The organism is Agrobacterium sp. H141 (genome assembly GCF_057158725.1).
Window position 1 is genome coordinate 985,032 of the sequence record NZ_CM169893.1, and the last position, 26,052, is coordinate 1,011,083.

The window sequence follows — 26,052 nt, forward strand, 5'->3', positions numbered from 1 at the left end:
CGTCAGGCCACTCTCAGCCCCTCGCGCCAGATCATCTTTGGGAAGGGATGTCCTTCGAAGAGGCCGATATGCACGAGATCGGCCCGGCGACCTTCAACGATCTCACCGCGGTCCATCAGGCCTGCCGCCTCTGCCGGGGCCTTGGCCACCATTCGGATCGCGGCCGGCAGGTCTTCGGTGAACGCGCCGCTTTCGGCAATCACGAAGGCGGCGTCCAGCATGGAGCGTGGCACATAGTCGGAGGCAAGGATGTCGAGCAGGCCTTCCGCCATCAGGGTCTTCATCGCGACATTGCCGGATTGCGACTGGCCGCGCAGGATATTGGGCGCACCGCCCACAGTGACCATGCCACGAAGCCTCGCTTCGCGGGCGGCCTCCAGTGAACAGGGAAATTCGGAAATGGCGACGCCTTCATCTGCGGCCAGATCGACATGGGCAATGTCGGTATCGTCGTGGCTGAGCAATGGCAGTCCGCGTGCCTTGGCCATGGCGACGATCAGCGGGCGGACCTTTCGACCGATCTCGCTTTTCTCGTCGACCATTTTCATGACCTGCTCGCGTGTCGTCTCCACGCTCTGGCGACGAATGTCGGCAAGCCTGTCGATATAGCCGTCAATGTCGCGGGTCTGCCGAATGCCTGGCAGATGCTCCATCACTGAGGCGATTCTCACCAGGTCATTATCGAGCACCTCCGCCATCAGTTGCGGTGTCTTCTCGTCGATGACTTCGCAACGAAGGTGGACGAAATGCTGCGCCCTGAGCATGCCGCCGGCGGTGGCTCGCTCCAGCGCGTCGATCATCGGTTTCAGGATTTCGGAACGGTAGCTGTCGCTTTCCGCATTGCCGACCGCAAGACTGTCGAACACGGTGGTCACGCCACCGCCGATAATCTGCGCATCGTGGGCGAGGGCTGCGCGGACATAATCCCAGCGAACGTGAAAGCGCGGGAAAATGTGCTTTTCAAAATGGTCGGTATGAATGTCGACGAGACCGGGGATGAGGTGATCGCCACCGAGATCGAGCGCGCCCGCAGAGACCTTGTCGCCGGTTTTCTCGATTGCCTCGATCGCGCCGCCGCGAACAACGACACTTCCGTGTTCCATGCGATCTGCAAGCACGATCCTCGCATTGGCAAGCACCAGCGGGTCGCTGGCGCTGATCAGATCTTGTCCCGTCATTCCTCGTCCTTTACGGCAGTGCTCTCAATTCGCGATGATATCATGCAGGCAGATAGCGCCGGTTGATGTCAGTTCCATGTCGACGATCGCGCCTTCAGGCGAAGCGGTCGCGCCATGCCGGTTGGGCGGTGTCATTGGGAAGAGCCGTCGCCTCGAAGACTCCGCGGGCAATGGCGCGGGCCATGACGATCGTGGAGAGATGGCAGAGTTCCATGAATTCCGCGGCATCGGCAAGAGTGCGCTTTCCGGTTGCTGCAGAGAAAACAGTGTCGCCATCTGCCGGCAGGTGCGCGGGCAGAATTGCGCGCGCAAGTCCGTCATGGGCCATGATCGACAGTCGATGTGTTTGCGCCTTGGTCAGGACTGCATCCGTGACGACTGCGCCAATTGTGGTCGCCGTGATATCGACGCCCTTGGCCCGTAGGGCGATGTCGGACGGTGAGACTTTATTCGGTTGGCCGCGCCCACCGAATTCGCTCTCCTGCTCAAAAGGTGCCGACCAGAAATGCGGCCCCTCGCCAACGGTGGGTGAGCCCATGGCGTTGACGGCGACGATCGCCGCGATGTGGGTCCCGCGGGTGGTGCATGCGCTCGCCGACCCAAGCCCGCCCTTGACCGTTGCCGTTGTGGCGCCGGTTCCAGCGCCCACAGTTCCCAACGCAAATGTGCCCTTGGTCGCTGCCTTGAAGGCATCATAGCCCATGTCGCGATAAGGGGATTGCAGGCCCCAGTCCTTGTCACCGCCATTCAGCAGATCCATCAGGATTGCCTGCGGGACGATCGGCACGCGCACGGGGCCGACCGGATAGCCGCGACCGATTTCGCGCAGGCCTGCCTGGACCCCGCCTGCTGCATCCAGCCCGAAAGCCGAGCCTCCGGAGAGGACGAAGGCATCGACCTGTTCAACAGTCATTGCCGGATCCAGAAGTGCCGTTTCGCGCCCGCCCGGTGCGCCGCCAAGGACGGAGCCGGATGCGGTCGCCGGCTCATCGAATACGATTACCGTGACGCCGGAACCAAGCGCGAGATCGGTGGCATGGCCGACAGATAGGCAGTCGATGTCGGTTATGAGATTGAGCATACGGGTCATGGCGCCTCTTTCGTCAAATGTTGGCCGGGACCCTAGCGTGATTCTTTGCCCAGAACATAAATGAGAGAGGCCTGGGCAATAAATGAACTGGAATGGCCCGGACTACAGGCGATCCGTCGCCAGCCGATGCATTTGGGATCCGTCCACTGACGCGTGGAACCGCGAGCCTCGAAGCCTGAAGTAAATAACTGTTGGGCGCTATTGCGCATTATTTGAGCATTACAGTGTAGTGATGAATGTTCGGGCTTTTTTGCTTGCGGAACGTAGCAAATCACTCTAGCGTCCCTGGCGGATCAGGAGATGCGGCGGGCTTTTCTATTTCCGGTGTTTTGTGAACGATGTTCTGCGACACGCGGGCGCGATCGCGGTGCCGAATTGTTGTGGGCGGCGATGAGCGTCGCGCGACTGGCCGTGGACGCTGCCAACACCGGGCGCAAGTCGCTTCTTGCTGCTCTGAGGTGTATCGGTTGAGGAGCATATGAACTTCTGGGCCAAGCTTTAAGGCAGGTATTAGACCAACGTCGCATGGCCTGAAGGCGTGTCGATGGAACTTGGCACAATTTGCACCTTTCATTGTATTCACAATTGGTTTTTATTGCTTCTTGTCACAAAGAGGTGGGCTTCGTGGGAGCGGACCGCACCGACAAGAGGAGGAATTCCATGACCCGATTTTTCGGACGCGCGGCCTTTGCCGCCATCACCGTCAGCAGCCTTGCGCTCGCGCCATTGGCTGCCAAGGCTGATGAGTTCATCAATGTTCTGACGGGAGGCACATCCGGCGTCTATTATCCGCTCGGCGCCGCACTCTCCAAGATTTACGGTGAGAAGATCGAGGGTGTTCGCACCCAGGTCCAGTCCACCAAGGCATCGGTCGAGAACCTCAACCTTCTGCAGCAGGGCAAGGGCGAGATCGGTTTTGCACTGGGCGATAGCGTCAAGCTTGCCTGGGAAGGCGATACCGAAGCGGGCTTCAAGGGACCGCTGGACAAATTGCGCGGCATTGCTGCGATCTATCCGAACTATATCCAGATCGTCGCTTCCAAGGAATCGGGTATCACCTCTCTCGATCAGCTGAAAGGCAAGAGCGTTTCCGTCGGTGCGCCGAAGTCCGGCACGGAGCTTAACGCCCGCAAGATTTTCGAGACTGCCGGCATGAGCTATGAGGATCTTGCCAAGACCGAATATCTGCCATTTGCGGAATCGGTGGAACTGATCAAGAATCGTCAGCTCGATGCCACACTGCAGTCCGCTGGTCTTGGCGTCGCTTCCATCAAGGATCTGGCGACATCCGTCGACATCCAGGTGGTTTCGGTGCCTGAAGAAATCGCCACCAAACTCGGTGCTCCCTATATTGCCGCCACCATTCCAGCTGGCACGTATCAGGGCCAGGATGCTGATGTACCGACAGTGGCTGTCGTCAACTTCCTCGTTTCCAGCACGAATGTCTCTGATGATCTCGCCTATGAGATGACCAAGCAGCTGTTTGAAAACCTGCCGGAGATGGAAGCCGCTCACAAGGCTGCTGCGCAGATCAAGCTTGAGAATGCCATCAAGGGCATGCCCGTGCCGCTGCATCCCGGTGCTGAGCGCTACTACAAGGAAAAGGGCCTCCTCTAAGGACGTCCGATCAGGCCCGGCTCTTGCCGGGCCTTTTTCGACCCGGTCCGTCTTCTTCGGCCGGGTGATGAATTTGTGGTTCAGTGGAGCGTCTCATGCCGCACGACAAGGCCGGGCATCATATGCCGCAGGGCGATCAGCAACTCTCAATCCATGATCCATTGGCCGAAAGCTTCCCGGCCGGGCGCGAGGGGCGTTTGCTGTTTTACATCGCGATTGCCTTTTCCGTCTTCCAGATTGCGACCGCTGCCCATCTGATCGACCTGCCCAGCCAGGTGGTCAGGGCATTGCATGTCGGCTTTGTGACCTTGCTGGCCTTTCCGCTTCTGGCGCTGGCGCGCCAGTATGGCGTGATCTTGAAAACCGTTGCCTGGGGTTTTGCGCTCGCCGGCGTGGCAGTCGCGCTCTATCAGTGGGTTGAATATGCGCCGCTGATCCAGCGTGCGGGCGATCCCCTGACACGCGATCTGGTGATGGGCATCATTGCGCTGGTCACGGTGTTTTCCGCTGCATGGATGGTGATGGGGCCAACTTTGCCGGTGATATCGGGGCTCTTTCTCGCCTACTGCCTGTTCGGGCAATATCTTCCGTCGCCCTTCAATCACCGCGGCTATGATTTCTCGCAGGTCATCGATCACATGACCTATGGCACAGAGGGCATTTACGGCATTCCTGTATATGTGTCCTCGACCTATATCTTCCTCTTCATCCTGTTCGGTGCCTTTCTGGAAAAGGCCGGCATGATCAAGCTGTTCACAGATGTGTCGCTAGGATTGGTCGGTCACAAGAAGGGTGGCGCGGCCAAGGTTGCGATCATCTCTTCGGGGCTCATGGGGACCATTTCCGGTTCGGGGGTCGCCAATGTCGTAACCACCGGGCAGTTCACCATTCCGCTAATGAAGCGTTTCGGCTATCGGGCGGCCTTTGCCGGCGGGGTGGAATCCACCTCTTCCATGGGCGGGCAGATCATGCCGCCGGTCATGGGGGCGGTCGCTTTCATCATGGCTGAAACAATTGGCGTAGAATATCACGAGATCGTGCGGGCCGCGATCATTCCGGCGCTTCTCTATTTCGCCTCTGCTTTCTGGATGGTCCATCTGGAGGCCGGAAAATATAATCTGGTCGGCCTTCCCAAAAGCGAGCTGCCGTCGGCGCTCAACGCCATCCGCACGCAGTGGTATCTGATCCTGCCGCTGGCTGCCCTCGTCTGGCTCTTGTTTTCCGGTTACACGCCGCTCTTTGCCGGCACTGTGGGTCTCGCTTTCACCGTATTGCTGATCCTTGGCTCATCGGCAGCGCTTGGGCTTCCCTCCACTGTGCTGCGGGTCATCCTGTGGGTGGGACTCGGTCTTGTGGCAGCAGCCTTCTTCCGCTTCGGCATGCATGTGGTGCTTGCAGCTCTGGTTGTGCTGGTGGCCTGGAACGCGGTCCTCAAAGGCGGGCGCGAAACGCTCATCATCTGCCGCGATGCGCTGGCTGACGGGGCAAAGACCGCACTTCCGGTCGCGGTTGCCTGCGCCGTCGTCGGCGTGATCATCGGCACTATGACGCTTACCGGAGCTGCCAACACCTTCGGCCAGTTCATCGTTTCGGTTGGCGGGCAGAGCCTGTTCCTGTCGCTTATCCTGACAATGGTCACCTGCATCGTGCTCGGCATGGGTATACCCACCATTCCGAACTATATCATCACGTCCTCGATTGCCGGTCCGGCTTTGCTCACCCTCGGTGTGCCGCTGATCGTCAGCCACATGTTTGTCTTCTATTTCGGCATTCTGGCGGATCTGACACCGCCGGTGGCGCTTGCTTGTTTTGCCGCAGCCCCCATTGCCAAGGAAAAGGGGCTGAAGATCTCCATGGAGGCGATCAAGGTGGCCGCTGCCGGCTTCGTCATTCCCTATATGGCAGTCTATACGCCGGCATTGATGTTGCAGGATGGTGGCACGCTTGCCGGTGCAATCGGCTTCCCGTTGGCGGTTGCCTATATCGTGCTGAAGGCTGTGATCGCCATCGGTCTTTGGGGGGCTGCGGTCATCGGTTTCTTGCGCATTCATCTCAGTTGGCTTGAACGATTGCTTGCCATGGCAGCGGCCTTCACGCTCATTACGGCCTTGCCATTGACGGACGAGATCGGCTTTGCACTGGCATTGGTGTTTGCTTTTGTCGTCTGGCGGCGGTCTGCCAACCGGCAGGTTACGGAAGCCGGCGCGTGAGTGCAGCCGTTTGCATTCTGGCCGGCGGTAAAACCGTTGCGCTGGCGGCTGCAACCTTCACGCTGTCGTGGATACATTCGGTCGAGAAGACCGAGTGGCGGGAAAGCTGGGCTCTCACACCATCCGGGTTCGAACTGACCGAGGCGTCTGTCAAGGGGTCCGGTGCCGGCATGGATCCGGGCGAGGGAGCGAAGCTTGTCGATGATTGGTGGGTCTGGTCTCCACACTTGCCGCCGCAGCCGAAACTGGCGCTTGCCGCCTCAGGTGCAACGGTCTCCGCCTGGACAGTATGCTCCGCTGGCGTTTGCCAGGATATCGGCGGACATGCGGACGCGCCGGTCGTGATTAGACCCTGCGATAGCTGACATTCCCGACCGCCGCGATCACGGCCTGCGTCTTCCCATCGCTATGATGTTTCTGCCGGATGTTGCTTGCGCGAAAGCATGGGGGCTATAGGTTGACCCGTGGTCCGAGGGTGTCTTTGGCCCTTTATCTGTTTTTCGTATTGGAGCTATCGCATGCCAGGTCCGCAGGTTGTTGCCGTTCAGGGAGATGAAGCGCTTCCGTCCAAGGTGGATGTGGTGGTCATCGGCGGCGGTATTATCGGTACCTCAACAGCACTGGAACTTGCCGAGCGCGGCGTGTCTGTCGCTCTTTGCGAAAAAGGTGGCATTGCCGAGGAACAGTCCAGTCGCAACTGGGGCTGGGTGCGTATCTCGCAACGCGATCCGCGTGAAGTGCCTTTGATGGCGGAATCGATCCGCATCTGGCGCGATCTCGACAGCCGTGTCGGGCGGGATACCGGTTATCGCCAATGCGGAATTGTCTTTGTGTCTGCCGATGAAGCGGAGGAGGCCTCCAATGCGCAGTGGCCGGAAGAGCTCGGGCGCTACCAGTTGCCGTCGCGCATGGTGGGGCAGGTGGAGTTCGACAGCCTATATCCAGGCCTGAGGCTTCCTGTTCGAAGTGCTCTTTATACGGCCGCTGACGGTCGTGCCGAGCCGCAAAAGGCGGCACCCGCCATTGCCGAGGCCGCGCGCGACAAAGGTGCCCATATCCTCACCCGCTGCGCCGTGCGCGGCATTGAAAAAGCAGGCGGCAAAATCTGCGGGGTGGTGACCGAACGCGGCTCTATCGCCTGCTCGTCGGTGGTCTTGGCCGGCGGTGCCTGGTCAAGCCTCTTCTCGCGCAATTTGGGTGTAGACCTGCCGCAGTTGAAGGTGATGAACACGGTCATCCGGACAACCCCGGTCGAAGGCGGGCCTGAGACAACGCTGTTCAGCAATGATTTTGCCATCCGCAAGCGTCAGGATGGCGGCTATACCATTGCCTCAGAGGGCGACAATGTCGTCGATATCGTGCCCGACAGCTTCCGCTATTTCGGAAAATTCCTGCCGGCATTGAAGAACGATTGGCGTTCTTTGAAATTTCGCGTCGGAAACCGTTTCCTCGAAGAGGCAATGCTGCCGTCGCGCTGGGCACTCGACAGGCAAAGCCCGTTTGAGCGCTGCCGGGTACTCGATCCCGTTCCTGCACCTCGTGAGACTGATCGTGCGCTTTCCAGGCTCAAGGCGGCCTATCCGGTTTTCAAGGATGCCCAGATCGCACAACGCTGGGCCGGCCTGATCGACGTCACCCCCGATGCCGTGCCAGTCATCTCGCCTGTCGAGACAGTGCCGGGCTTCTTCATCGCCACCGGTTTTTCCGGCCACGGATTCGGCATCGGTCCGGGCGCCGGACGATTGACCGCGGATCTGGTGACTGGCGGTACACCGTGCGTGGATCCGACAGCCTTCAGGCTCTCACGGTTTTTCGACGGTTCGACGATCGAATTGCTGACCACGCTCTGATCGAGGTCCGTGGGGCGCGTTGCGCCTCAAGAAATCAGAGGAATATCTTCGGCAGTTCTCAGGTTTCCCTGAGATGTTGAGTACGATAAGTGTTTCAGCTCATCGCTGACTGGAGATGTGTCTAACACATTTCCAATGCGGTCCGACTATGTCAGCCACACTGCCACGGAGTTTTCATGCGCGTCGCCATGTTCCAGATGTTTTCAGAGTTGACGAATGTCGACGGCAATCTTGCCAAGATCGCTAAAGCTGCGGAAGCGGCAGCCGTTATGGGGGCTAATCTCTTGGTCACTCCGGAAATGTCCGTGACGGGCTATGCGCTGGAAGCTGCGACAGCAACGATGGCGGAGCCCGCAGATGGTCCTATTGCCACCAAGCTTCAGGCGATCGCAGACAGGTTCAAGATTGCCCTGGTGGCCGGTTTTGCCGAGCGCGATGGTGACACGATCTTTAACAGCGTTGCTCTTTCGCAGCCGGGCAAGCCACAGCGTGTCTACCGGAAATGCCATCTCTATGGCGATATGGAGCGCCTTGCGTTCACGCCTTCGGATACAGGGCCCGAACTGTTCGAGATTGGCGGTCTGAAGGCTGCGATGTTGATCTGCTACGATGTGGAATTCCCTGAAATCGTGCGCAGCATCGGCCTGTCCGGCGCTGAATTGTTGATCGTGCCGACAGCACTTGCGACGACACCTGCCAATCGTCGTATCCCGGAACGCATCTTGCCGGCGCGTGCGATGGAAAACCAGCTTTTCATTCTCTATACCGACCTTTGCGGCAATGACGGCGTGCTGAACTACGAAGGCCATTCGGTTGCGGTCGCACCTGATGGCAGTTTCCTCTGCCGCGCCGGCAGCGGCGAATGCCTGATGTTCGCCGACCTCGATCCGGCCGCCTATGACGAGAGCCGAGCAGAACTGCCCTATCTGCGCGATCGTCGGCCAGAACTCTACGGTGCTGTGACTGCGACCAAGGCATAATCCTCCGACACTTTTGGGCGCTGGCTTGCGCGTTCGCGCCCGCCTTCTTACATCGATAGTCATGTCACGAGGGAGAGATACATGATTTTCGACGCGGCGAGGCTTGCGCTGACCAATCTATTTGCGGTCGAGACCCGGTCGGTTTTCTGGAAGGTGCTGGGCCTGACCATCCTCGTTCTGATGGGGCTATGGTTCACCTTTCGCAGCGCCTTCATGGCCTATGCCATGCCCTGGCTTGCCGGCTTCTTTCCCGATCTGCCCGACTGGGCTGGCTGGCTGACATTTGTGTTCGGCATTGTTGCCAGTATCGGTCTGGCGCTGGTGCTGGCTTTCCTGTTGTCGTCGGTGACCGCAATCATTGCCGGACTGTTCCTGGATGATGTGGCCGAGGTGGTGGAAAAGCGCGATTACCCAGCCGATGCGCCCGGAACGGCAATGCCTCTTGGGCAGGCCATCATCTACTCACTCAAGTTCTTCGGCGTCGTCATTCTCGGCAATATCATTGCGCTGCTGTTACTGTTTATTCCCGGCGTTAACATCGTCGCCTTCTTTCTGGTCAACGGCTATCTGCTCGGACGTGAGTTCTTCGAATTCGCCGCGACACGCTTCCGGACGCCTGCGGATGCACGGCTTTTCCGGGCCAAACACAGTGCCACCGTTTTCATGGCCGGATTGCTGATCGCGGCCTTTCTGGCGGTGCCGATCGTCAACCTGCTCACTCCGCTGTTTGCGGCGAGCATGATGGTGCATCTGCACAAGATGTTGTCGAAACGCGATCCGGGCTTTGCCCCAAGCCAGCCTCGATGAGAGGTCAGGCGGACGTGGCCAAAATCTGAGCCGGCAGCTCGACCAGAGGGGCTGGCACGTCGCAGGTCTTTTCGCCGGACTTGCAGATATCGGCAATGACGCAGCGCTCGCATTCCGGCTTGCGCGCCTTGCAGACATAGCGCCCGTGCAGGATTAGCCAGTGGTGAGCGTGGAACAGATAGTGTTTGGGGATAATCGCCTCGAGCCTGGCTTCCACCTCGTCTGGCGTCTTGCCCGGTGCAAGCTTGATGCGGTTGGCAATGCGCAGGATATGGGTGTCGACGGCTATGGTCGGAATGCCGAAGGCCATGGACATGACCACGTTGGCGGTCTTTCTGCCGACGCCCGGTAGTTGCACAAGCTCCTCGCGGGTACGGGGCACGACCGAGCCGAACTCATCTACCAGCATCCGGCTGAGCGCGATGACATTCTTGGCCTTGTTGCGATAAAGGCCAATGGTCTTGATGTAGTCGCGGACCTTGTCTTCGCCGAGCGCCAGCATCTTTTCCGGCGTGTCTGCAATCTGGAACAGGGCGCGGGTTGCCTTGTTGACACCGATATCAGTCGCCTGCGCCGATAGGGCCACGGCGACGACCAGGGTAAAGGGATTGACGTGTTCGAGTTCGCCCTTGGGCTCCGGCCGCTGGATCGCAAAACGGCGAAAGATCTCTTCCAGCTCCGCCTTTGAATAGGCACTGCGACGCACGGGCTTTTTCCGCGCAGTCGCGGAAATTGACATTTTCGTATTTTGGGTGCTGGATTTGGCCTTCGGAGTCGTCATCGTCATTCTATAGATGGTTCACATGAGCGAAGGCAACGTAGACGATATGATCGAGCAGCCAATTTTTGCAGCCGAGCTGACACCCTATCGCTCGCTCGGGCGCAAGGGCTTTGTCATCATGCTGGCGATAGCCGGTTCGGTCTGCGTTGGCCATGCGCTGTTCTTCATCATGACCGGTGCCTGGCCCATCGGTCTGTTCTTCGGCCTCGACTTCCTGCTTCTCTACGGCGCCTTCTGGCTCAGCTACCGGTCCGGTCGCGCCCGCGAAGAGGTAGAGGTTGCGCGCACCTATCTCCATGTCCGCAAGTTCACGCCTTCCGGTCTGATGACCGAACATCGCTTCAATCCGTTCTGGGCAAAATTCTTCGTCAAGCGTCAGGGCGAGGACGGTATCGTATCGATGCATGTGAGTGGCGAGGGGCGGCGAACGGATATCGGCTCCTTTCTCAATCCGGATGATCGCGAAAGTTTTGCCAAGGCGTTTCGCGGCGCTCTGGCAACGGTGAAACAGCGGATCTGATGCGCGCAAGAATCGGGTGGTTTCAACGCGTTCATCGTGGTGTTCTCTCATCATGAAGGAGAGCCCCATGACCCTTGCTGCCAAGATCGACATATCCACGCTTCAAGACATCACGCCTGAGGGCGGCGACTACGAGACTGTGCGGCGCGTGATCGAGATGATGACGCTGGACTATCAGGAGCAACCGTCACTGGAGACGGTAGCCGCACGGCTCGGCCAGTCGCCGACCCAGTTGCAAAAGACGTTTACGCGCTGGGCGGGACTGTCGCCCAAGGCTTTCCTGCAGGCTGTTACGCTGGATCATGCCAAGCGGTTGCTGGGGCAGGAGGCGATGCCGCTTCTGGAGACCTCCATCGAGCTTGGTCTGTCGGGACCGGGGCGGTTGCATGATCTGTTCGTTACCCATGAGGCGATGTCGCCGGGCGAATGGAAGGCGAGGGGAGCCGGCCTGACTATTCGCTACGGCTTTCATTCATCGCCCTTTGGCCAAGCGCTGATCATGGCGACCGAGCGCGGTCTTGCAGGTGTTGCCTTCGCCGATATTGGCGCGGAGGCGGCAAGTTTCGAGGATATGGCATCACGCTGGCCAGAGGCCAATTATATTGCCGATCAGGCGGTTACCGCTCCCTATGCCGCTCGCATATTCGATCCCGCGCAATGGTCAGGCGATCAACCGTTAAGGGTTGTCCTGATCGGCACCGATTTTCAGGTCCGCGTGTGGGAACAGCTTCTGCACATACCGCTTGGCAAGGCTGTGACCTATTCCGATATTGCCAAGGGTATCGGTCAACCGAAGGCAAGCCGGGCCGTTGGTGCAGCGGTCGGACGCAATCCTGTCTCCTTCGTGGTGCCATGCCACCGGGCGCTTGGAAAGAATGGCACCCTGACCGGTTATCACTGGGGACTGACACGCAAGCGCGCAATGCTGGGTTGGGAGGCGGGGCAGGTTTAAGCGGTTTCCTCAGCCCCGGGTAGCGATTGCCCCTGCAGCTCGAGCAATTCCCGCGCGGCGGCTTCGTCCGTGATCAGCGTGTTGCAGCCGATGCGTTTTATTGTAGCGCGAATGGCTTTGGCGCGATGGGCGCCGCCGGAGGAGAGCACAATGTGCTTCGCTTTCTTCAGCGTATCCAGTTCCACCGACATGACGCGTTGGTTGATGGAGTGTTCGACGGAACGGCCCTCGGCATCGAGGAAGTTGAACATAGTATCGCAGATGCAGCCGGCCGCGATCAGTTCGTCCAGGGTTTCATGGCTGATAAAGCCTTCCGACAGCGATGTGGACTGTGGACCTATATCGCCGCAGGAAACCACGGCGAGGTCCAGATTTTCGGCAAGGTCGTAGAGGGTCTTCAAGCCGCATTTTTCGATCAGTGCCTGCTTGGTCTCCACCGAGTCCACCAGCAATGGGGCGAGGAACATGTAGCATTCCGCGCCGAGCTGGCTTGCAAGCCGCCATGTATAGTCGATGGGATTGGTCTGATGGACGGCGACGATGCCGCCAAGGAGAGACACGACCTTGCAGTTTTCGCGTCGTGGCGGGCGAAAGCCCGACAGCGAGGCGGTCATCGTGCGGCCCCAACCGACGCCGATCGTGGTATTGTCTTCAATGACGTCAGATAGAAATTCACCGAGAGCCAGCCCCACTGCCTTGGCAATCGCGTCAGCCTGATCCGACGCCGGCGCCGGAACGACAATGGCTTCATCCAGCCCGAAGGCTTTTTCCAGCCCCGTTGCAAGCTCAACGCAATCGCCGATCGCGTCGCTGATCCAGATCTGGACTTCGGCACGCTTCAGCGCTTCGTCGAGCAGTCGGATTACGGTCGACCTGCTGATGCCGAGACGTTCGGCCACATCTTTCTGGGTCAGGCCCTGGTTGTAATAAAGCCAGGCGGCACGCAGTCTCAAGGACGAAGCTTCGGAATAGGTCGGATGGCTGCCGCGTCGAAGTTTGGCCACTATGCATTCATTCCCGTCAGGTGAAGATCGTCATACTATTGCCATCCGTGAAACTTATGTCAAATGGGATGAACAAATGTCTTGACTTTGTCGCGAGCGAGCGATGATATTCTGCTTAATTAAAGCGTTCGGTCGTGAAACGAATTCGCCTGCCGACCGTTCCAATAGAAACGCATTCTCCAAAGGGTTTTCCAGATGACTTCCAAGCTTGAACAACTGCGTTCCATGACTACCGTGGTGGCCGATACCGGCGATATCGAGGCTGTGGCGCGGCTGAAGCCAGTCGACTGCACCACCAACCCCACCATCGTCCTGAAGGCGCTCGGCACCGATATGTTCGATGATGCCTTCAAGAAAGAAATTGCCTGGGGAAAATCTAAAGGCGGATCCAGCGATGCAGTGGCGTCTGCCGTTGCCGACCGTCTGGCCATTTCCGTTGGTGCAGCGCTGGCCGGTATCGTTCCTGGCCGCGTTTCGACCGAAGTGGACGCCGATCTTTCCTTCAACACCGAGGCTTCCATTGCCAAGGCGCGCGAGATCATCGCTGCCTACAAGGAGCGCGGCATCGAGCGGGATCGCATCCTGATCAAGCTTGCATCGACATGGGAAGGCATTCGCGCAGCTGAAGTGTTGCAGACCGAAGGCATCGATTGCAACCTGACGCTGCTGTTCTCCAAGGCTCAGGCGATTGCCTGCGCCGAAGCGAAGGCATTCCTGATTTCACCTTTCGTCGGTCGTATTCTCGACTGGTATAAGAAGTCGACAGGTGAAGAATATACCGCTGAAACCGATCCGGGTGTGAAGTCGGTGCGCGAGATCTACAACTACTACAAGGTCAATGGTATCGAGACCATCGTCATGGGCGCATCGTTCCGCAATGCCGGCGAGATCGAAGCCCTTGCCGGTTGCGATCGCCTGACTATCAGCCCAGCGCTACTGGACGAACTCGATGCTGACAAGGGCACGTTGGAGCGCAAGCTTTCGCCCGAGAAGACCACAGCCGATCCGGCTGTTTCGCTCGATGAAAAGGCATTCCGTTGGGCCATGAACGAAGATGCAATGGCAACCGAAAAGCTGGCCGAAGGTATTCGCAGCTTTGCCAAGGATCTGGGCACACTGCGCAGCAAGGTCTCCAAGGCGCTCGACGCCTGATCAAGACTGTATCGTGCTCGGCTTACCAGTCGAGCACGACTTTATCTGGAATAAAATACGTCTCATAGCCACCGACGGTGACCTCTGCCTCACCGCCGCGCTTGCGCGATCTGGTTGCGACCCCGTCCGTGCTTTTGAACCGTCCCGCCCTGTATTCGAGCTGCCGGGTCATACCGTCCGGTGTTTCAATGTCGATCAGGGCGCTGGTCCCTTGACGTTGCAGGCCGAAGCGGCAGTTGTAGAGCTTGGGGTCGGGGTCGAAACGGCAGTCGACATAGCCTGACTGATCGTAGCGACCAGGTTTGACCGGCGGCGGTTGATAGGCTCCGCCCTGACCGGGATCGACAAATTCATCCGAGATATAACGTCCGTTTACCCAGCCGCTGATGCGCGGCCTGCCATAGGTCGAAACGCGGCACCAGTATTGACCATCGCGGTCCTGGCAGCCTTCATTGCGCACCGGCATGCCTTCTTCCAGGGCAGCAATCACTCTACCTCGCAGGCTGGGCGCCGTTCGCATGTTGAGTACATCTCCCCGGCGAAGTCCCAGGACATGCCAGATGGCTGCGTCGTCTGACGGATTCGTGCGAATTTCAGGCGCTGGCACGACATAAGGTTCCTGCGCGAAAGCGATGCCAGCAGTGAGGATGGTGCTGGCTGCAATGATGGCGGCAATTGAACGCATGCAATTCTCCGTTGTTCGGGCAAAGCATAAACGATCTGTCCGACAGGCTCACGAATTATCGCAGGCAAAGGTAAATTCTTGGGCAGTTCAAAATTTACTTGCAGTACAAACTATTTTGATACAAATGAAATATGACGAAAAATTCGAAACACCTTCTCGGCATGCGCATCGTCGTTCTTGCCCGGCGCTGGCGCCAGTTTCTGGATGACCGACTATCCGCAAGCGGGCTGAGCGATGCGACCTGGGCGCCGCTTGTGCATCTCCATCGCGCTGACGGCTGGCTGCATCATAAAGATCTGGCGGCCCGGATTGGACTGGACGTGTCCAGCCTTGTGCGCCTGCTCGACAAGCTTGAGGAGCAAGGTTTGATCGAGCGGTGCCAAGATCCCGCAGATCGCCGTGCCAAGCGGCTTTCGCTGACAGCTGCGGGCAAGCACCGTGTGGATGAGATCATGGGCGTAGTCGCGCAACTGGAAGAGGAGCTTTTGCAGGATGTCGACGATCGGACCGCCGAGGCGATGATGAGTGCTTTTTCGCGGATTGAAGAACGGCTTGAAGGCACAAAAGACAACCGAGATAATCAATGAAATCAACATGTAATGCGTCACCTCTTTCAAAGCTTGGCTTTGATCTGCCAAAACTGCGCTTTGCGGCACAGACTGCCTTTGCGGCCTCGGTTGCGCTGGTTATCGCCTGGCTTCTGGGCCTCGAGCATCCCCAATGGGCGGCGATGACGGTATGGGCGACATCGCAGCCGACGCGGGGACAATTGCTGGAAAAGGGACTGTTCAGGGCAGGCGGCACCTTTGTCGGGGTGGCTGCGGGCATCCTGCTTGTATTGCTGTTCAGCAGTTCGCCGCTTGGTATGGTCATCGGGCTCGCAATCTGGGTAGCGGGATGTGTTGCCGCAGGGAACATCCTGCGTGGGCTTACGTCTTACTGTGCCATGTTGGCTGCCTATTCGGCATCCATGGTCGCGCTGCTGGACATTGGTCATCCTGACCATGTCTTTGCTTTGGGTCTCGATCGGTTGGGTACCATTCTGACAGGCGTCGTTGCATCGGTTGTTATCGGATGGATTTTCACCCCTGAAAGCGGAGAGGCCGAGATCGTCGGGCGTATGCGCCACATGACGGCCAATCTGTTGCGTGCCCTGGCATTACGCGTTCGTAACGGCGGGGCCAAGCAGTTGACCCCGGCCGAGGAACGGATACTGGCCGACATGGCGCTGGCCGATGAGCAGTTCGATCCGCATGCCGCTGGATCTTTGCGACGTCGGCAGTCGACCCGGGCAATGCGCAGCATTCTGTCTGCGCAGATAGCGCTACTGTTGTCGGCCCGCTCTCTGTCAGAGGGTAACGATATCGAGATTGCCGCTGCACTGGAAGACGCTGCAAGCCTGCTCGAGGGAGGCGAGGATAGCGCCTTGGCGATTGAGCGGATCAATCTTGCGGCCGCCAAAATAAATCATTTTCCTGACCTTGCGGAGGCGTTGCATGGTCTTGGCAATGCTATAACTGCCTTCCGTTCGGCTCGCTTTGAGAAGCCTGTGCCTTTGCCGACAGCGTTTTTACCTGTGCTGCATCGCGACTGGCACGGTGCACGGCAATCGGCGGTGCGGGCCTTTGTCAGTCTTATGCTGGTTGGTCTGGCCTGGAGCCTGACCGGCTGGCACCCGCTTGCGTTTCTGATGCTTGGTCTGTCCATCATGACCACCATATTCTCCACCTTCGATAATCCGGCGGGCCTGATGCGTTTCGTCATGAAAGGGCAATTCCTCGGAGCGTTGGGCGCTCTTGTCTGCAATTTCGTCGTCTGGCCTTTCGCCGACAACGCATTCCAACTCGTGTTGATGATGATCCCGTTCATCTTTGCGAGCGCGCTTTTGTTTGCGCATAAACGCACTGCGGTACTTGGCTTTGACTATGCCATGGTCTCATTGCTCCTGCTGCAACCGCATCTACCGCTGACGCTAGACCTTGCGGGCTGGATACCCAATGCGGCTGCGGTTGTCGCTGCTCCCGTCGTGGCGTTCTTCGTTTTCAAAGGCATTTATCCTGTGGATGCCAAACGCCGCCTGAACGCGCTGATCAGGATGGCTGTCGATGAGGTTGCGATGCTGGCGCGTGCAGAGGATGCGCTTGACCACCGTCTGGTCTGGCGTGCACGCCTGCATCATCGTCTGTTGCGCATGGTGTGCTATGCAGAGCGCAGTGGCATGCCCGTGCATGAGGTGGCAGAGGGTGCTCTCGCGGTGCTGTCACTCGGCAAGGCGGTCATGGAATTACAGATGATCTTGCAAAGTGAACGTGCGACGCCCGCGGAAAGACGCGTTGCCTTGGCCGCGCTGGCACGATTACAGCGGCTCGATCGTGAGCCGGCAAAGGCAGCGGTTGCGCTGAACCGCGCTGCGCGACGTGTCGGCGCCGGGTGGCTGCCGTCACTGCGGTTACTCAGCGACGCCAATGACGCACTCACGCAGCACAAAGTTTTTCTGACTGCCGCCCGATAAGTCGAACAGAGGCGGCCGAACGCCGCCTCGTTACGCGTGTCAGTGTGCGATCATCACATGGCGCACCGCCGTATAGTCTTCCAGCGCATAGACCGACATGTCCTTGCCATAGCCAGACTGCTTCAGTCCGCCATGGGGCATCTCGTTGCAGAGCATGAAGTGGGTGTTGATCCAGGTGCAGCCGTAGCGAAGCTTGGCGGCGGTCTTCATGGCGCGGGAAATATCCTTGGTCCAGACGGAGGATGCGAGACCGTAATCGCTGTCATTGGCCCAGGCGATGGCATCGTCCGTCTGCGAGAAACGGGTCACAGAGACGACGGGACCAAACACCTCACGGCGCACAATCTCGTCATCCTGCAGAGCCCCTGCAACGACGGTCGGCTCATAGAAGAAGCCCTTGTCGCCGGACACCTTTCCGCCGGTGACGATTTCGATGTGCTTGTGTTCGGAGGCGCGGGCGACAAAGCTCTCGACCCGGTCGCGCTGGCGCCTGGAAATCAGCGGGCCGATCTCGTTTTCAGTGTCATCTGCCAGATTGAACTTCAGCGTCGAGACGGCGGATGCAAGGTCGGCGACAAAATTGTCATAGACCTTGTCGGAGGCATAGATGCGACAGGCTGCGGTGCAGTCCTGGCCGGCATTGTAATAGCCGAACGCACGGATGCCTTCGACAACGGCATTGATATCGGCATCGTCATACACAATCACCGGGGCCTTGCCGCCCAGTTCGAGATGCGTGCGCTTCACCGTCTTGGCGGCTGCCGCCAGCACCTTCTTGCCAGTTGCCACATCGCCGGTGATCGAGACCATGTTGATCTGCGGATGGTTGATGAGCGCATTGCCGGTGCTCTCGCCACGACCGAGCACGACATTGACCACGCCTTCGGGCAGGATGTCGGCCAGCAGCCTGGCCATCTTCAAAGCCGTGAGAGGCGTCTGTTCAGACGGTTTGAAGACGACTGTGTTGCCGCCGGCAATGGCCGGTGCCAATTTCCAGGCCATCATCATCAGCGGGTAATTCCAGGGGGCGATGGAGCCGACGATGCCGACCGGATCACGGCGGATCATGGAGGTGTGGCCCGGCAGGTATTCACCGGCAACGGGGGCGTGCAGCGAGCGGATCGCACCAGCAAAGAAGCGGTAGCAATCGACAATGGCGGGGATTTCATCGTTCAGGACGGCATTGATCGGCTTGCCGCAATTGAGCGCTTCGAGCGTGGCAAAGCCCAGCGCGTCGGCCTCCACTGCATCGGCGATCTTGAGAAGATAAGCCGAGCGTTCACCCGGCGTCGTTTCCGACCATTTGTCGAATGCCTTGCCGGCTGCGTCCACGGCTGCGTCGATCTGGGTTGCGGATGCCTCCGGCAGGTCGAGGATGGTTTCACCGGTTTTGGGGTTGAGGATCTTTTCCTCGATCTCGGTTCCAGCTTCGAACTTCGAGCCGATCAGCATTTGCGTGTCCATGTCGTTCTCCCTCGGGCTTTATTGTCTGGGTTACTTCCCGCTGCCGGAAATCTGGTCGGTGTCGCGGGTCAGGTAATAGGCGGCAAGAATTGGCAGGAATGTCACCAGCACCACGGCCATGGCCACCACATTGGTCACAGGGCGCTGGCGTGGGCGGATCAGTTCCTCGAGCATCCAGATGGGGAGCGTCGACTGTTGCCCGCCGGTGAATGTGGTGACGATGACCTCGTCGAAGGATAGGGCAAAGGCGAGCATGCCGCCGGCCAGCAATGCCGTCGCGATATTGGGCAGGATCACATAACGGAAGGTCTGGAAGCCATTGGCGCCCAGGTCCATCGAGGCCTCGATCAAGGAGCCGGATGTTCTGCGGAAACGGGCGACCGCATTGTTGTAGACCACCACCACGCAAAAGGTGCCGTGGCCGAGAATGATCGTCCACATGGAATAGGGGATATCAGCCAGCGAAAAAGCGGAACGCAGCGCGATACCGGTTATGATGCCCGGCAGTGCAATGGGCAGAATGACCAGCAGCGATATGGCTTCGCGCCCGAAGAACCTGGTCCGGGAAACTGCCGCTGCTGCAAGCGTGCCAAGCACCAGTGCAATGAGGGTTGCGATGGCCGCAACCCGAAGCGACAGTCCCAGCGCATCCCACACATCGGGACGGTTCCAGGTCACCTCGAACCATTTCATGGTGAAGCCCGGCGGCGGCCATTGATAGCTCTTTTCCTCCGTCGTGAAGGCGTAGACGAAGATCAGCAGGATCGGCAGATGCAGAAAGGCCAGGCCTGTTCCTGCTGCCAGTTTGAGCGTCATGCTGGCGCCAGTCGAACGGTCAGAGCGCATTGAAGGCCCCCATGCGTTTGGCAACAGCCAGATAGATGCCCATGATTACGATCGGGACGACGGAAAAGGCGGCGGCAAGCGGCACATTTCCAGCGGTTCCCTGTTGGGCATAGACCGCCTGACCGATGAACAGGCGGGACGAGCCGACGATCTGCGGGATGATGTAGTCGCCCATCGTCAGCGAGAAGGTGAAGATCGAGCCGGCGATGATGCCGGGCAGTGCCAGCGGAAACAGTACATGGCGAAACGTCTGTCCGGGCTCCGCGCCAAGATCGCCGGAGGCCTCGATCAGATTGCCGGGCACGCGTTCCAGTGCTGCCTGCGTTGGCAGGATCATGTAGGGCAGCCAGACATAGACGAAGACGATGAAGGTGCCGATATAGCTGATCGACAAGGAATTGCCGCCGATCACGGGGATCGCCAGAATGCCGTCCATCAACCATGTCAAATGGAGCTTGGCAAAGATCCAGGTAAGGATGCCTTCCTTGGCAAGGATCAGTTTCCACGCATAGATCTTGACCAGATAGCTGGACCACAGTGGCAGCATGATGCCGAGATAGAAGAAGGCCTTCCAGCGACCCCTGGCATAACGGGCAGCGTAATAGGCAATCGGGAAGGCAATGGCTGCGGAGGCAAGGGTGACGGCTGCCGACATCAGAAGCGTTCGGACGATAATGTCCAGATTGGCCGGGTTGAGAAGCTGACGATAGGTCGAGAATGTCAGCTCGTAATTGATCATCCCGGAGAAGTCGTCGATCGAAAAGAAGCTCTGCAGCAGAAGTGCGATCAGCGAACCGATATAGATGATGCCGAGCCAGAGAAGCGGCGGGATCAGCATCAGGATGAGGAAGAAGGTGGGCTTGCGCCAGAACAGATCCGACAGGCGCCCAAGCACGCCACCGCTGGCGGGCAGGATGGAGGCTTGGGGAAGGGCGCTCATGCCTCGCCGTCCATATAATGCAGGTCGCTCGGCCGCCAATTGATATGTGTCTCAGTTCCTGTCTCTGGCAGCGGCAGGCCAGCGGGAGCCATGACGGTCAACGGAATATTCATGGCCGAAACGCAAATCCGCGTTGTGGCACCAAGGAAGTTCCTTGAGGTGACGGTGGCCGGAATTCCATCTGAGGCGATGCTGATGGCCTCGGGCCTGAGGCTGGCCCATCTCTGTTCGCCACCGAGCCTTGCCGTATCTGCCGGTGATATGACATTGGAGGAGCCGACGAAATCGGCCACGAAACGGGTTCTCGGCTTGTTGTAGATATCTTCCGGCGTTCCGGCCTGTACGATCTTGCCCTCATTGAAAACCGCCACCCGGTCAGCCATCGACAGGGCCTCGCTCTGATCGTGGGTGACAAAGATGAAGGTGATGCCGAGGCCGCGTTGCAGGCCTTTCAATTCGTCCTGCATCTGCTCGCGCAGTTTCAGGTCGAGTGCGCCGAGAGGTTCGTCTAACAACAGCACTTTCGGCTTGTTGACCAGAGCGCGGGCGAGCGCCACACGCTGACGCTGGCCGCCGGATAACTGGCTTGGCTTGCGGTTGCCATAGCCCGGAAGCTTGACGAGTTCGAGCGCGTCTTCGGCCATTTTCAGCCGCTCTTGCTTTGCAACGCCCTTGACCATCAGGCCGTAAGCGACGTTGTCGAGAATGGTCAGATGGGGAAAGAGCGCATAGTCCTGGAAGACGGTGTTCACATGGCGACGATAGGGCGGTACGCCCTCGCAGCTTTCTCCGAAGATTTCGATATGGCCCGATGTCTGTTGCTCGAAACCGGCAATCAGGCGCAGGCATGTCGTCTTGCCGGAACCGGAGGGGCCGAGCATGGCGAAGAATTCGCCCGGCGCGATCTTCAGATCCACCCCATCGACAGCTTTGACGTCACCGAAATGGCGTGACACCTTCGAAAATTCTACCGCTGCGGTCATGGATACTCCGGGTCTGACTGATTTTACGGCCCCTCATCCGCCGGCCGGGACCTTCTGCCCGCATGCGGGCAGAAGAACGAATCCAGCCGGCCTCAGCTACAAATCTGCAACATCGGTTCAGGGCGTGTCCCTCTCCCCTGAGGCGGGGAGAAGGTTGGCGTATGGGGCAAAACCTATCCGGATTTGCCTGACGTGACGGGTCAGCGTCCGCCGATCACGCCAATATAGTCGGAGACCCAGCGGTGGTACGGGACGCACTCGCTCTGGCTTTCGCATTTCGAGGTTGGCGTGCGCCAGAAGCTGATTTTCTCGAAGTCGTCATAGCCGTTGGTTGTGCAGCCTTCGTCGGTGAAGAGCTCGTTGCCCTTACAGGCAGCCGGTACCGAGGGCACGGTGCCGAACCAGGCGGAGACATCGCCCTGAACCTTGGGGGCCAGCGAATGCTCCATCCACATATAGGCGCAGTTCGGATGCTCACTGTCGACATGCAGCATGGTGGTGTCTGCCCAGCCTGTCACACCTTCTTCGGGGAAGGTGGATGCAATCTTGGCGCCTTCGGCCTTCATCAGGTTGACCTGGAATGGCCAGGAACCGGATGCGACCACGCCTTCGTTCTTGAAGTCGTCGATCTGGATCATGGCGTCGTGCCAGTAGCGACCCACGAGCTTGCGCTGACCGCGGAGCAGATCGAGGGCGGCCTTGTACTGGTCTTCATTGAGTTCGTAAGGGTCCTTGATGCCAAGTTCAGGCTTGTGGGTCATCAGGTAGAGGGCGGCATCGGCCACATAGATCGGGCCGTCATAGGCCTGAACGCGACCGGCATTCGACTTGCCATCGGGAAGCGTCATTTCTTCAAAGACGACGTTCCAGCTTTTCGGTGCTTCACCCTTGAACGCATCGGTGTTGTACATCAGCACATTGGCACCCCAGACATATGGTGTGCCGTAATGGACGCCATCGACCGTGTGCCATGGCGCGTTCTGGAGGCGTTCGTCAATGGTGCTCCAGCTCGGGATCAACGCCGTGTTGATCGGTTGAACGCGTTTGCCGGCAACCAGGCGCAGCGACGCATCGCCAGAGGCGGTCACGAGATCGAAGCCGCCTTCGTTCATCAGCGCGACCATTTCGTCGGAGGTTGCCGCGGTTTTGACCGAGACCTTGCAGCCCGTCTCTTCTTCGAACTTGCTGACCCAGTCATAGGCGGGATCCGTTTCGCCGCGCTCGATATAGCCGGCCCAGGCAACGATCGACAGCGCGCCTTCGCCGGGACCCAGTTCCTTGAGTGGCTCGGCTGCAATCGTCTGAGTGGCAAAGCTCAAAACGGCGGTCATCGCAGTGCAGGATTTCAGGATGGTCTTCATCGCAAATTCTCCCGGTAAGGGCCGCATTTTTGCGGCGTTTGTTCCCGATGTTGAACCTGCCGTGATTTCACCGCATTCGCAAATTCATTTGTCAGAAAGTTGATATCGATTTTTCCGATACCGGGGTGAAATGCCGATTGCGCAGGCGAAAGTTTCGTGGGGCGCAATTATCGCGGGCGACCGCTTCTGAGCGCTTCGGCAATTCCCACGAAATCTCTTGCCGATTGCGGCAGGCTTGACCCCTTGCGCCAGACCATGCCCACCTGCACGACCGGAAGCGAACCGGAGACGTCGCGGCTTTCTATGCGGTCACCTTCCAGCGACCAGGGGCGGTAGACAAGGTCGGGCAACAGAGCGACGCCGGCACCCGTCGCGACCAGACTTCTGACGGCTTCCACCGAGCGTGTGCGAAAGGCCACATGCGGGCGCGCACCCAGAGCAGAGAGTAGTTTGCCTGTGTTTTCCTCGATTTCATCGACCGTCAGCATGATCAGCGGTTCACGGGCGATATCGGCAATCGAGATGATGTCTGCCGATACCAGCGGATGCCCCATGGGCAGCCACAGTCGATAGGGCGAGGTTTCGAGGATTTCGGCCTGCAGCGCCATGCGGTCGCGCAGGTTGGAAATCACCATGACGGCGACATCCAGTTCGCCGCCCACCAGCAGATGTTCGAGATAGGAGCCGTTATCCTCGATGGCCGAAATCTCGACATTGGGGCAAGCGCGGCGATAGCGGGCCAGAAGGTCGGAGAGAACATAGCCGGCGACGAGCGATGTCACGCCGATATTGAGCGTTCCACCCGGCTCGGTTCGGGTTTCGGAAAACACATTGCGGGCATCGGCAACGGAGCCAAGGATCTTGGTGGCGTGGCGCAGGAACTGATGGCCGTTATGGGTGATCGACAATCCGCGCGGATGGCGGTCAAACAGTTCCAGGCCCAGATCGCTTTCCAGCTCCTTGATCGCTTCGGTGACCGAAGACTGGGAAATGGAGAGATTCTGTGCGGCCCGGGTCACCGAACCCTGTTCGGCAACGGCGACGAAATACTGCAATTGTCGAAGCGTGAAGGCCATGTCGCTTTAGAGCATGACGCAAGGTTGAACCGCAAGATGATCGAGACCGAAACTCGGCCTTACCAAAAACGCATGGCGGCTGTGCAAATTGGCGACTTCGCAAACGTCAAGAATGCTGTTTATTGTCTTTTTATTGACCTCGTCTTGATACGGTGGCGCGATTACGATCCTCGCGTCACCGTTTCTGCATTGCAAGCTTCATGAAATCCACTCGCCTCGGCTACCTCCTGGCTTTCACGGCCTTCACCGTTTTCGCGATGCAGGACGCAATTTCCAAGCATCTGGGCGACAGCTATTCGCCGGTGGTGGTTGCTTTGGTGCGCTATTGGGCCTTTGCGGCCTTTGCCATCTTCCTTGCGCGCCGCGCGGGTGGCGTGCGCCACAGCCTCAAAACGAAACACCCTGTTTTGCAGACCATTCGCGGCATTCTGCTGGCCGGGCAGATCATCATCTCGGTCGCCGCCTTTCACTACGCGGGACTCGCGCAGTCGCAGGCAATCTTTGCGTCGGGACCGATTATCGTTGCGCTGCTGTCTGTGCCTATCCTTGGAGAAAAGGTTGGTTGGCGTCGTTGGACGGCAATCGGTGTCGGCCTTTGTGGCGTGCTGCTGATCCTGTCTCCGGATTCCAGCGGGCTCAACGTCTATTTCCTGCTTCCTCTGGCAACGGCTTGTGCGGGTGCGCTTTATGGCGTGCTGACGCGGTTGGTCAGCCGAGACGATCCGCCGGTGACCAGTTTCGTCTATATGTGCTTCGTCGGCTTTGTCGGCATCAATCTCATTTCGCCGGCATTCCTGACACCGATTGCGACCGAGGACTGGGGCTGGATGGCCGCCTTGTGCTGCACAGGCATCATCGGTCATTTCTCGCTGATCCGCGCTTATGACAACCTCGATGCCGTGGTTATTCAGCCGATCACCTATTGGCAGCTTGTCTTTGGCTCGACGCTGGCGGTTTTCATCTTTGGCGAAACGCTGACATTCAACATGGTTGCCGGCGCCATCATCGTGGTGGGGGCAGGCCTTTTCACGGTCTGGCGCGAACATGTGCTCAATCGGCGTGCGGCCCTTGAGGCGCGAAAGCAGCAGGCCGCCGCTCGATAGAGAAATCACTGCAAGAGTTGAGTGACGGCATCTATGATGCGCCGGTGCTGATGCGCGTGGCGTGTTCTGATATTGGTTGCCGCATAGACCGGCTGGGGTATCGGCGCGACATCCACCACAATCTGCGCGATGCCATTGTCAGCCAGCTCGCGGGCGGTGACATCGGTTACGAAGGCCGCGCCTCCCATGCTTTTCAACAGGCTGGTCATGGCGACATTCTGGCCCGTAGACAGTGTGGCGCCGACCAGATGGGGTAGCGCTATGCGGTGTGTGCGCTCGAAGGCGGGAGAATAGTGGGTGCTGCGATAGGTCTCCAGCCGCAAGTCTGCGGCAAACGGCGAGAGCGTGCTCACCAGTTGATAGGTGATTTCTCCGATCTTCTCGTAATGCAGGTCTGGCAGGAAATGCGGCGTGTAGAGAACTGCCAGGTCCAGTTCGCCCGATGCCAGATCGCGGTTCATCTGGGTCGAATAATCGACCTCCATGTAAATCGAGGTTGTCGGCAGTTCCTGATGAATCTTGCTCAGCCACGGTCCGGCCAGTTGTTCGGCGACATCCTGCTGCACACCGATGCGGATGGAATGTTCAAAGGCGCCGGCACTTTCAACCGCTCTTGCCGCTTCGTGCCACTGTCTTTGCAGGGCGCGGGCATGGTCATGAAAACGCAAGCCGGCAGACGTGGGAGCGGTGCCTCCCTTGTTTCTGGAAAACAGACGCTTGCCAAATTCGGTCTCCAGCGACTTCACCCTGTGGGACACCGTTGACTGGGTTACCCCCATTCGTTCCGCAGTTCGATTGAAGTTGCGGGTTTCCATCAGGTCGAGAAATGTCTCAATCAGGCCAATTTGCATTTTCGCGTCGCTTTTGTGGAAATTTTCCCGCACTGTAATCGAATTTATCGATCAATAAAGCAATTTCATGCGGCTTGATGGAGACCTGTC

Annotated in this window: 25 protein-coding genes; 13 read left to right on the forward strand and 12 right to left on the reverse strand. The window is 58.7% G+C overall.

The window, feature by feature from the left end; genetic code table 11:
- Positions 1-2: 2 nt before the first annotated feature.
- Positions 3-1,178 carry an alpha-D-ribose 1-methylphosphonate 5-triphosphate diphosphatase gene (locus tag ACWPM9_RS04415; RefSeq protein WP_484756891.1) on the reverse strand — a complete coding sequence of 392 codons (1,176 nt, stop codon included), beginning with the start codon at positions 1,176-1,178 and terminating at the stop codon, positions 3-5.
- Positions 1,179-1,272: 94 nt separating this feature from the next.
- Positions 1,273-2,268, reverse strand: coding sequence for a P1 family peptidase (locus ACWPM9_RS04420; RefSeq protein ID WP_484756892.1), 996 nt, complete (start codon positions 2,266-2,268; stop codon positions 1,273-1,275).
- Between the two features lie 660 nt (positions 2,269-2,928).
- Between ACWPM9_RS04420 and ACWPM9_RS04425 the strand changes: the two genes are divergently transcribed.
- The 6 genes from ACWPM9_RS04425 (at position 2,929) to ACWPM9_RS04450 (ending at position 9,732) form a co-directional block, all read left to right on the forward strand.
- Entirely contained in the window at positions 2,929-3,885 is a 957-nt protein-coding gene (locus ACWPM9_RS04425) for a TAXI family TRAP transporter solute-binding subunit (protein WP_428187734.1), read from the forward strand.
- Between the two features lie 122 nt (positions 3,886-4,007).
- Complete coding sequence (locus ACWPM9_RS04430) at positions 4,008-6,095, forward strand: TRAP transporter permease (RefSeq protein WP_484757593.1); 2,088 nt, start codon at positions 4,008-4,010, stop codon at positions 6,093-6,095.
- On the forward strand, positions 6,092-6,460 hold the full coding sequence (locus tag ACWPM9_RS04435; RefSeq protein ID WP_484756893.1) for a DUF1850 domain-containing protein: 369 nt from the start codon (positions 6,092-6,094) through the stop codon (positions 6,458-6,460). The genes ACWPM9_RS04430 and ACWPM9_RS04435 overlap by 4 nt, the downstream gene beginning before the upstream one ends.
- Positions 6,461-6,613: 153 nt before the next feature.
- Entirely contained in the window at positions 6,614-7,945 is a 1,332-nt protein-coding gene (locus tag ACWPM9_RS04440) for an NAD(P)/FAD-dependent oxidoreductase (RefSeq protein WP_484756894.1), read from the forward strand.
- A gap of 176 nt (positions 7,946-8,121) precedes the next feature.
- A complete protein-coding gene (locus ACWPM9_RS04445; protein ID WP_484756895.1) occupies positions 8,122-8,925 on the forward strand; it encodes a carbon-nitrogen hydrolase family protein in 804 nt (267 codons plus the stop codon).
- Positions 8,926-9,006: 81 nt separating this feature from the next.
- Positions 9,007-9,732: a sulfate transporter family protein gene (locus ACWPM9_RS04450; RefSeq protein WP_484756896.1), complete on the forward strand. Its 726-nt coding sequence runs from the start codon at positions 9,007-9,009 to the stop codon at positions 9,730-9,732.
- Positions 9,733-9,736: 4 nt separating this feature from the next.
- Here the strand turns inward: ACWPM9_RS04450 and nth are convergent, their stop codons facing one another.
- Positions 9,737-10,513 carry an endonuclease III gene (gene nth / locus ACWPM9_RS04455; RefSeq protein ID WP_484757594.1) on the reverse strand — a complete coding sequence of 259 codons (777 nt, stop codon included), beginning with the start codon at positions 10,511-10,513 and terminating at the stop codon, positions 9,737-9,739.
- Positions 10,514-10,535: 22 nt separating this feature from the next.
- Here nth and ACWPM9_RS04460 point away from each other — a divergent pair, with 22 nt between their 5' ends.
- Together ACWPM9_RS04460 and ACWPM9_RS04465 are read left to right on the forward strand one after the other, a co-directional pair.
- Positions 10,536-11,033, forward strand: coding sequence for a DUF2244 domain-containing protein (locus ACWPM9_RS04460; protein ID WP_484756897.1), 498 nt, complete (start codon positions 10,536-10,538; stop codon positions 11,031-11,033).
- A 67-nt stretch (positions 11,034-11,100) separates the two neighbouring features.
- Entirely contained in the window at positions 11,101-11,985 is an 885-nt protein-coding gene (locus tag ACWPM9_RS04465) for a methylated-DNA--[protein]-cysteine S-methyltransferase (protein ID WP_484756898.1), read from the forward strand.
- Here the strand turns inward: ACWPM9_RS04465 and ACWPM9_RS04470 are convergent.
- Positions 11,982-12,989 (reverse strand): sugar-binding transcriptional regulator, encoded by a 1,008-nt coding sequence (locus ACWPM9_RS04470; protein WP_484756899.1) that lies wholly within the window; start codon positions 12,987-12,989, stop codon positions 11,982-11,984. The two genes, ACWPM9_RS04465 and ACWPM9_RS04470, sit on opposite strands and share 4 nt — an antisense overlap.
- 195 nt (positions 12,990-13,184) lie before the next feature.
- Here ACWPM9_RS04470 and tal point away from each other — a divergent pair, with 195 nt between their 5' ends.
- Positions 13,185-14,141, forward strand: a complete 957-nt coding sequence (gene tal / locus ACWPM9_RS04475) for a transaldolase (protein WP_428187743.1) — start codon at positions 13,185-13,187, stop codon at positions 14,139-14,141.
- A gap of 22 nt (positions 14,142-14,163) precedes the next feature.
- Here the strand turns inward: tal and ACWPM9_RS04480 are convergent, their stop codons facing one another.
- On the reverse strand, positions 14,164-14,826 hold the full coding sequence (locus ACWPM9_RS04480) for an SH3 domain-containing protein (RefSeq protein WP_484756900.1): 663 nt from the start codon (positions 14,824-14,826) through the stop codon (positions 14,164-14,166).
- Positions 14,827-14,957: 131 nt separating this feature from the next.
- Here ACWPM9_RS04480 and ACWPM9_RS04485 point away from each other — a divergent pair, with 131 nt between their 5' ends.
- Complete coding sequence (locus ACWPM9_RS04485) at positions 14,958-15,413, forward strand: MarR family winged helix-turn-helix transcriptional regulator (protein WP_484756901.1); 456 nt, start codon at positions 14,958-14,960, stop codon at positions 15,411-15,413.
- Entirely contained in the window at positions 15,410-17,338 is a 1,929-nt protein-coding gene (locus ACWPM9_RS04490; RefSeq protein WP_484756902.1) for an FUSC family protein, read from the forward strand. The genes ACWPM9_RS04485 and ACWPM9_RS04490 overlap by 4 nt, the downstream gene beginning before the upstream one ends.
- Positions 17,339-17,377: 39 nt before the next feature.
- On the opposite strand, the gene ACWPM9_RS04495 is transcribed toward ACWPM9_RS04490, so the two are convergent.
- The 6 genes from ACWPM9_RS04495 to ACWPM9_RS04520 all read right to left on the reverse strand — a co-directional run bounded on the left by ACWPM9_RS04495 (position 17,378) and on the right by ACWPM9_RS04520 (position 24,008).
- Positions 17,378-18,802: a gamma-aminobutyraldehyde dehydrogenase gene (locus ACWPM9_RS04495; protein WP_428187747.1), complete on the reverse strand. Its 1,425-nt coding sequence runs from the start codon at positions 18,800-18,802 to the stop codon at positions 17,378-17,380.
- A 30-nt stretch (positions 18,803-18,832) separates the two neighbouring features.
- Positions 18,833-19,648 (reverse strand): ABC transporter permease, encoded by an 816-nt coding sequence (locus tag ACWPM9_RS04500; RefSeq protein ID WP_428187748.1) that lies wholly within the window; start codon positions 19,646-19,648, stop codon positions 18,833-18,835.
- Positions 19,638-20,588 carry an ABC transporter permease gene (locus tag ACWPM9_RS04505; RefSeq protein ID WP_484756903.1) on the reverse strand — a complete coding sequence of 317 codons (951 nt, stop codon included), beginning with the start codon at positions 20,586-20,588 and terminating at the stop codon, positions 19,638-19,640. Before ACWPM9_RS04505 ends, ACWPM9_RS04500 begins: the two co-directional genes overlap by 11 nt.
- Complete coding sequence (locus ACWPM9_RS04510) at positions 20,585-21,571, reverse strand: ABC transporter ATP-binding protein (RefSeq protein WP_484756904.1); 987 nt, start codon at positions 21,569-21,571, stop codon at positions 20,585-20,587. The genes ACWPM9_RS04505 and ACWPM9_RS04510 overlap by 4 nt, the downstream gene beginning before the upstream one ends.
- Positions 21,572-21,771: 200 nt before the next feature.
- Positions 21,772-22,932: an ABC transporter substrate-binding protein gene (locus ACWPM9_RS04515; RefSeq protein WP_484756905.1), complete on the reverse strand. Its 1,161-nt coding sequence runs from the start codon at positions 22,930-22,932 to the stop codon at positions 21,772-21,774.
- Between the two features lie 167 nt (positions 22,933-23,099).
- Entirely contained in the window at positions 23,100-24,008 is a 909-nt protein-coding gene (locus tag ACWPM9_RS04520; RefSeq protein WP_484756906.1) for a LysR family transcriptional regulator, read from the reverse strand.
- Here ACWPM9_RS04520 and ACWPM9_RS04525 point away from each other — a divergent pair.
- Both ACWPM9_RS04525 and ACWPM9_RS04530 read left to right on the forward strand, forming a co-directional pair.
- On the forward strand, positions 23,988-24,212 hold the full coding sequence (locus ACWPM9_RS04525; protein ID WP_484756907.1) for a hypothetical protein: 225 nt from the start codon (positions 23,988-23,990) through the stop codon (positions 24,210-24,212). The genes ACWPM9_RS04520 and ACWPM9_RS04525 overlap by 21 nt on opposite strands.
- The gene (locus ACWPM9_RS04530; RefSeq protein ID WP_484756908.1) at positions 24,209-25,111 is read left to right on the forward strand and encodes a DMT family transporter; all 903 of its coding nucleotides are present in this window, start codon (positions 24,209-24,211) and stop codon (positions 25,109-25,111) included. The genes ACWPM9_RS04525 and ACWPM9_RS04530 overlap by 4 nt, the downstream gene beginning before the upstream one ends.
- A 5-nt stretch (positions 25,112-25,116) precedes the next feature.
- Here ACWPM9_RS04530 and ACWPM9_RS04535 read toward each other — a convergent pair whose 3' ends face one another.
- Positions 25,117-25,962 carry a LysR family transcriptional regulator gene (locus ACWPM9_RS04535; protein WP_484756909.1) on the reverse strand — a complete coding sequence of 282 codons (846 nt, stop codon included), beginning with the start codon at positions 25,960-25,962 and terminating at the stop codon, positions 25,117-25,119.
- Positions 25,963-26,052: the final 90 nt, after the last annotated feature.

Coding starts and splice junctions, on each gene's coding strand:
- ACWPM9_RS04415 (WP_484756891.1), bottom strand. CDS start 1,178: ATGACGGGACAAGATCTGATCAGCGCCAGCGACCCGCTGGTGCTTGCC.
- ACWPM9_RS04420 (WP_484756892.1), bottom strand. CDS start 2,268: ATGACCCGTATGCTCAATCTCATAACCGACATCGACTGCCTATCTGTC.
- ACWPM9_RS04425 (WP_428187734.1), top strand. CDS start 2,929: ATGACCCGATTTTTCGGACGCGCGGCCTTTGCCGCCATCACCGTCAGC.
- ACWPM9_RS04430 (WP_484757593.1), top strand. CDS start 4,008: ATGCCGCAGGGCGATCAGCAACTCTCAATCCATGATCCATTGGCCGAA.
- ACWPM9_RS04440 (WP_484756894.1), top strand. CDS start 6,614: ATGCCAGGTCCGCAGGTTGTTGCCGTTCAGGGAGATGAAGCGCTTCCG.
- ACWPM9_RS04445 (WP_484756895.1), top strand. CDS start 8,122: ATGCGCGTCGCCATGTTCCAGATGTTTTCAGAGTTGACGAATGTCGAC.
- ACWPM9_RS04450 (WP_484756896.1), top strand. CDS start 9,007: ATGATTTTCGACGCGGCGAGGCTTGCGCTGACCAATCTATTTGCGGTC.
- nth (WP_484757594.1), bottom strand. CDS start 10,513: ATGACGACTCCGAAGGCCAAATCCAGCACCCAAAATACGAAAATGTCA.
- ACWPM9_RS04460 (WP_484756897.1), top strand. CDS start 10,536: ATGAGCGAAGGCAACGTAGACGATATGATCGAGCAGCCAATTTTTGCA.
- ACWPM9_RS04465 (WP_484756898.1), top strand. CDS start 11,101: ATGACCCTTGCTGCCAAGATCGACATATCCACGCTTCAAGACATCACG.
- tal (WP_428187743.1), top strand. CDS start 13,185: ATGACTTCCAAGCTTGAACAACTGCGTTCCATGACTACCGTGGTGGCC.
- ACWPM9_RS04480 (WP_484756900.1), bottom strand. CDS start 14,826: ATGCGTTCAATTGCCGCCATCATTGCAGCCAGCACCATCCTCACTGCT.
- ACWPM9_RS04485 (WP_484756901.1), top strand. CDS start 14,958: ATGACGAAAAATTCGAAACACCTTCTCGGCATGCGCATCGTCGTTCTT.
- ACWPM9_RS04490 (WP_484756902.1), top strand. CDS start 15,410: ATGAAATCAACATGTAATGCGTCACCTCTTTCAAAGCTTGGCTTTGAT.
- ACWPM9_RS04495 (WP_428187747.1), bottom strand. CDS start 18,802: ATGGACACGCAAATGCTGATCGGCTCGAAGTTCGAAGCTGGAACCGAG.
- ACWPM9_RS04500 (WP_428187748.1), bottom strand. CDS start 19,648: ATGCGCTCTGACCGTTCGACTGGCGCCAGCATGACGCTCAAACTGGCA.
- ACWPM9_RS04505 (WP_484756903.1), bottom strand. CDS start 20,588: ATGAGCGCCCTTCCCCAAGCCTCCATCCTGCCCGCCAGCGGTGGCGTG.
- ACWPM9_RS04510 (WP_484756904.1), bottom strand. CDS start 21,571: ATGACCGCAGCGGTAGAATTTTCGAAGGTGTCACGCCATTTCGGTGAC.
- ACWPM9_RS04515 (WP_484756905.1), bottom strand. CDS start 22,932: ATGAAGACCATCCTGAAATCCTGCACTGCGATGACCGCCGTTTTGAGC.
- ACWPM9_RS04520 (WP_484756906.1), bottom strand. CDS start 24,008: ATGGCCTTCACGCTTCGACAATTGCAGTATTTCGTCGCCGTTGCCGAA.
- ACWPM9_RS04530 (WP_484756908.1), top strand. CDS start 24,209: ATGAAATCCACTCGCCTCGGCTACCTCCTGGCTTTCACGGCCTTCACC.
- ACWPM9_RS04535 (WP_484756909.1), bottom strand. CDS start 25,962: ATGCAAATTGGCCTGATTGAGACATTTCTCGACCTGATGGAAACCCGC.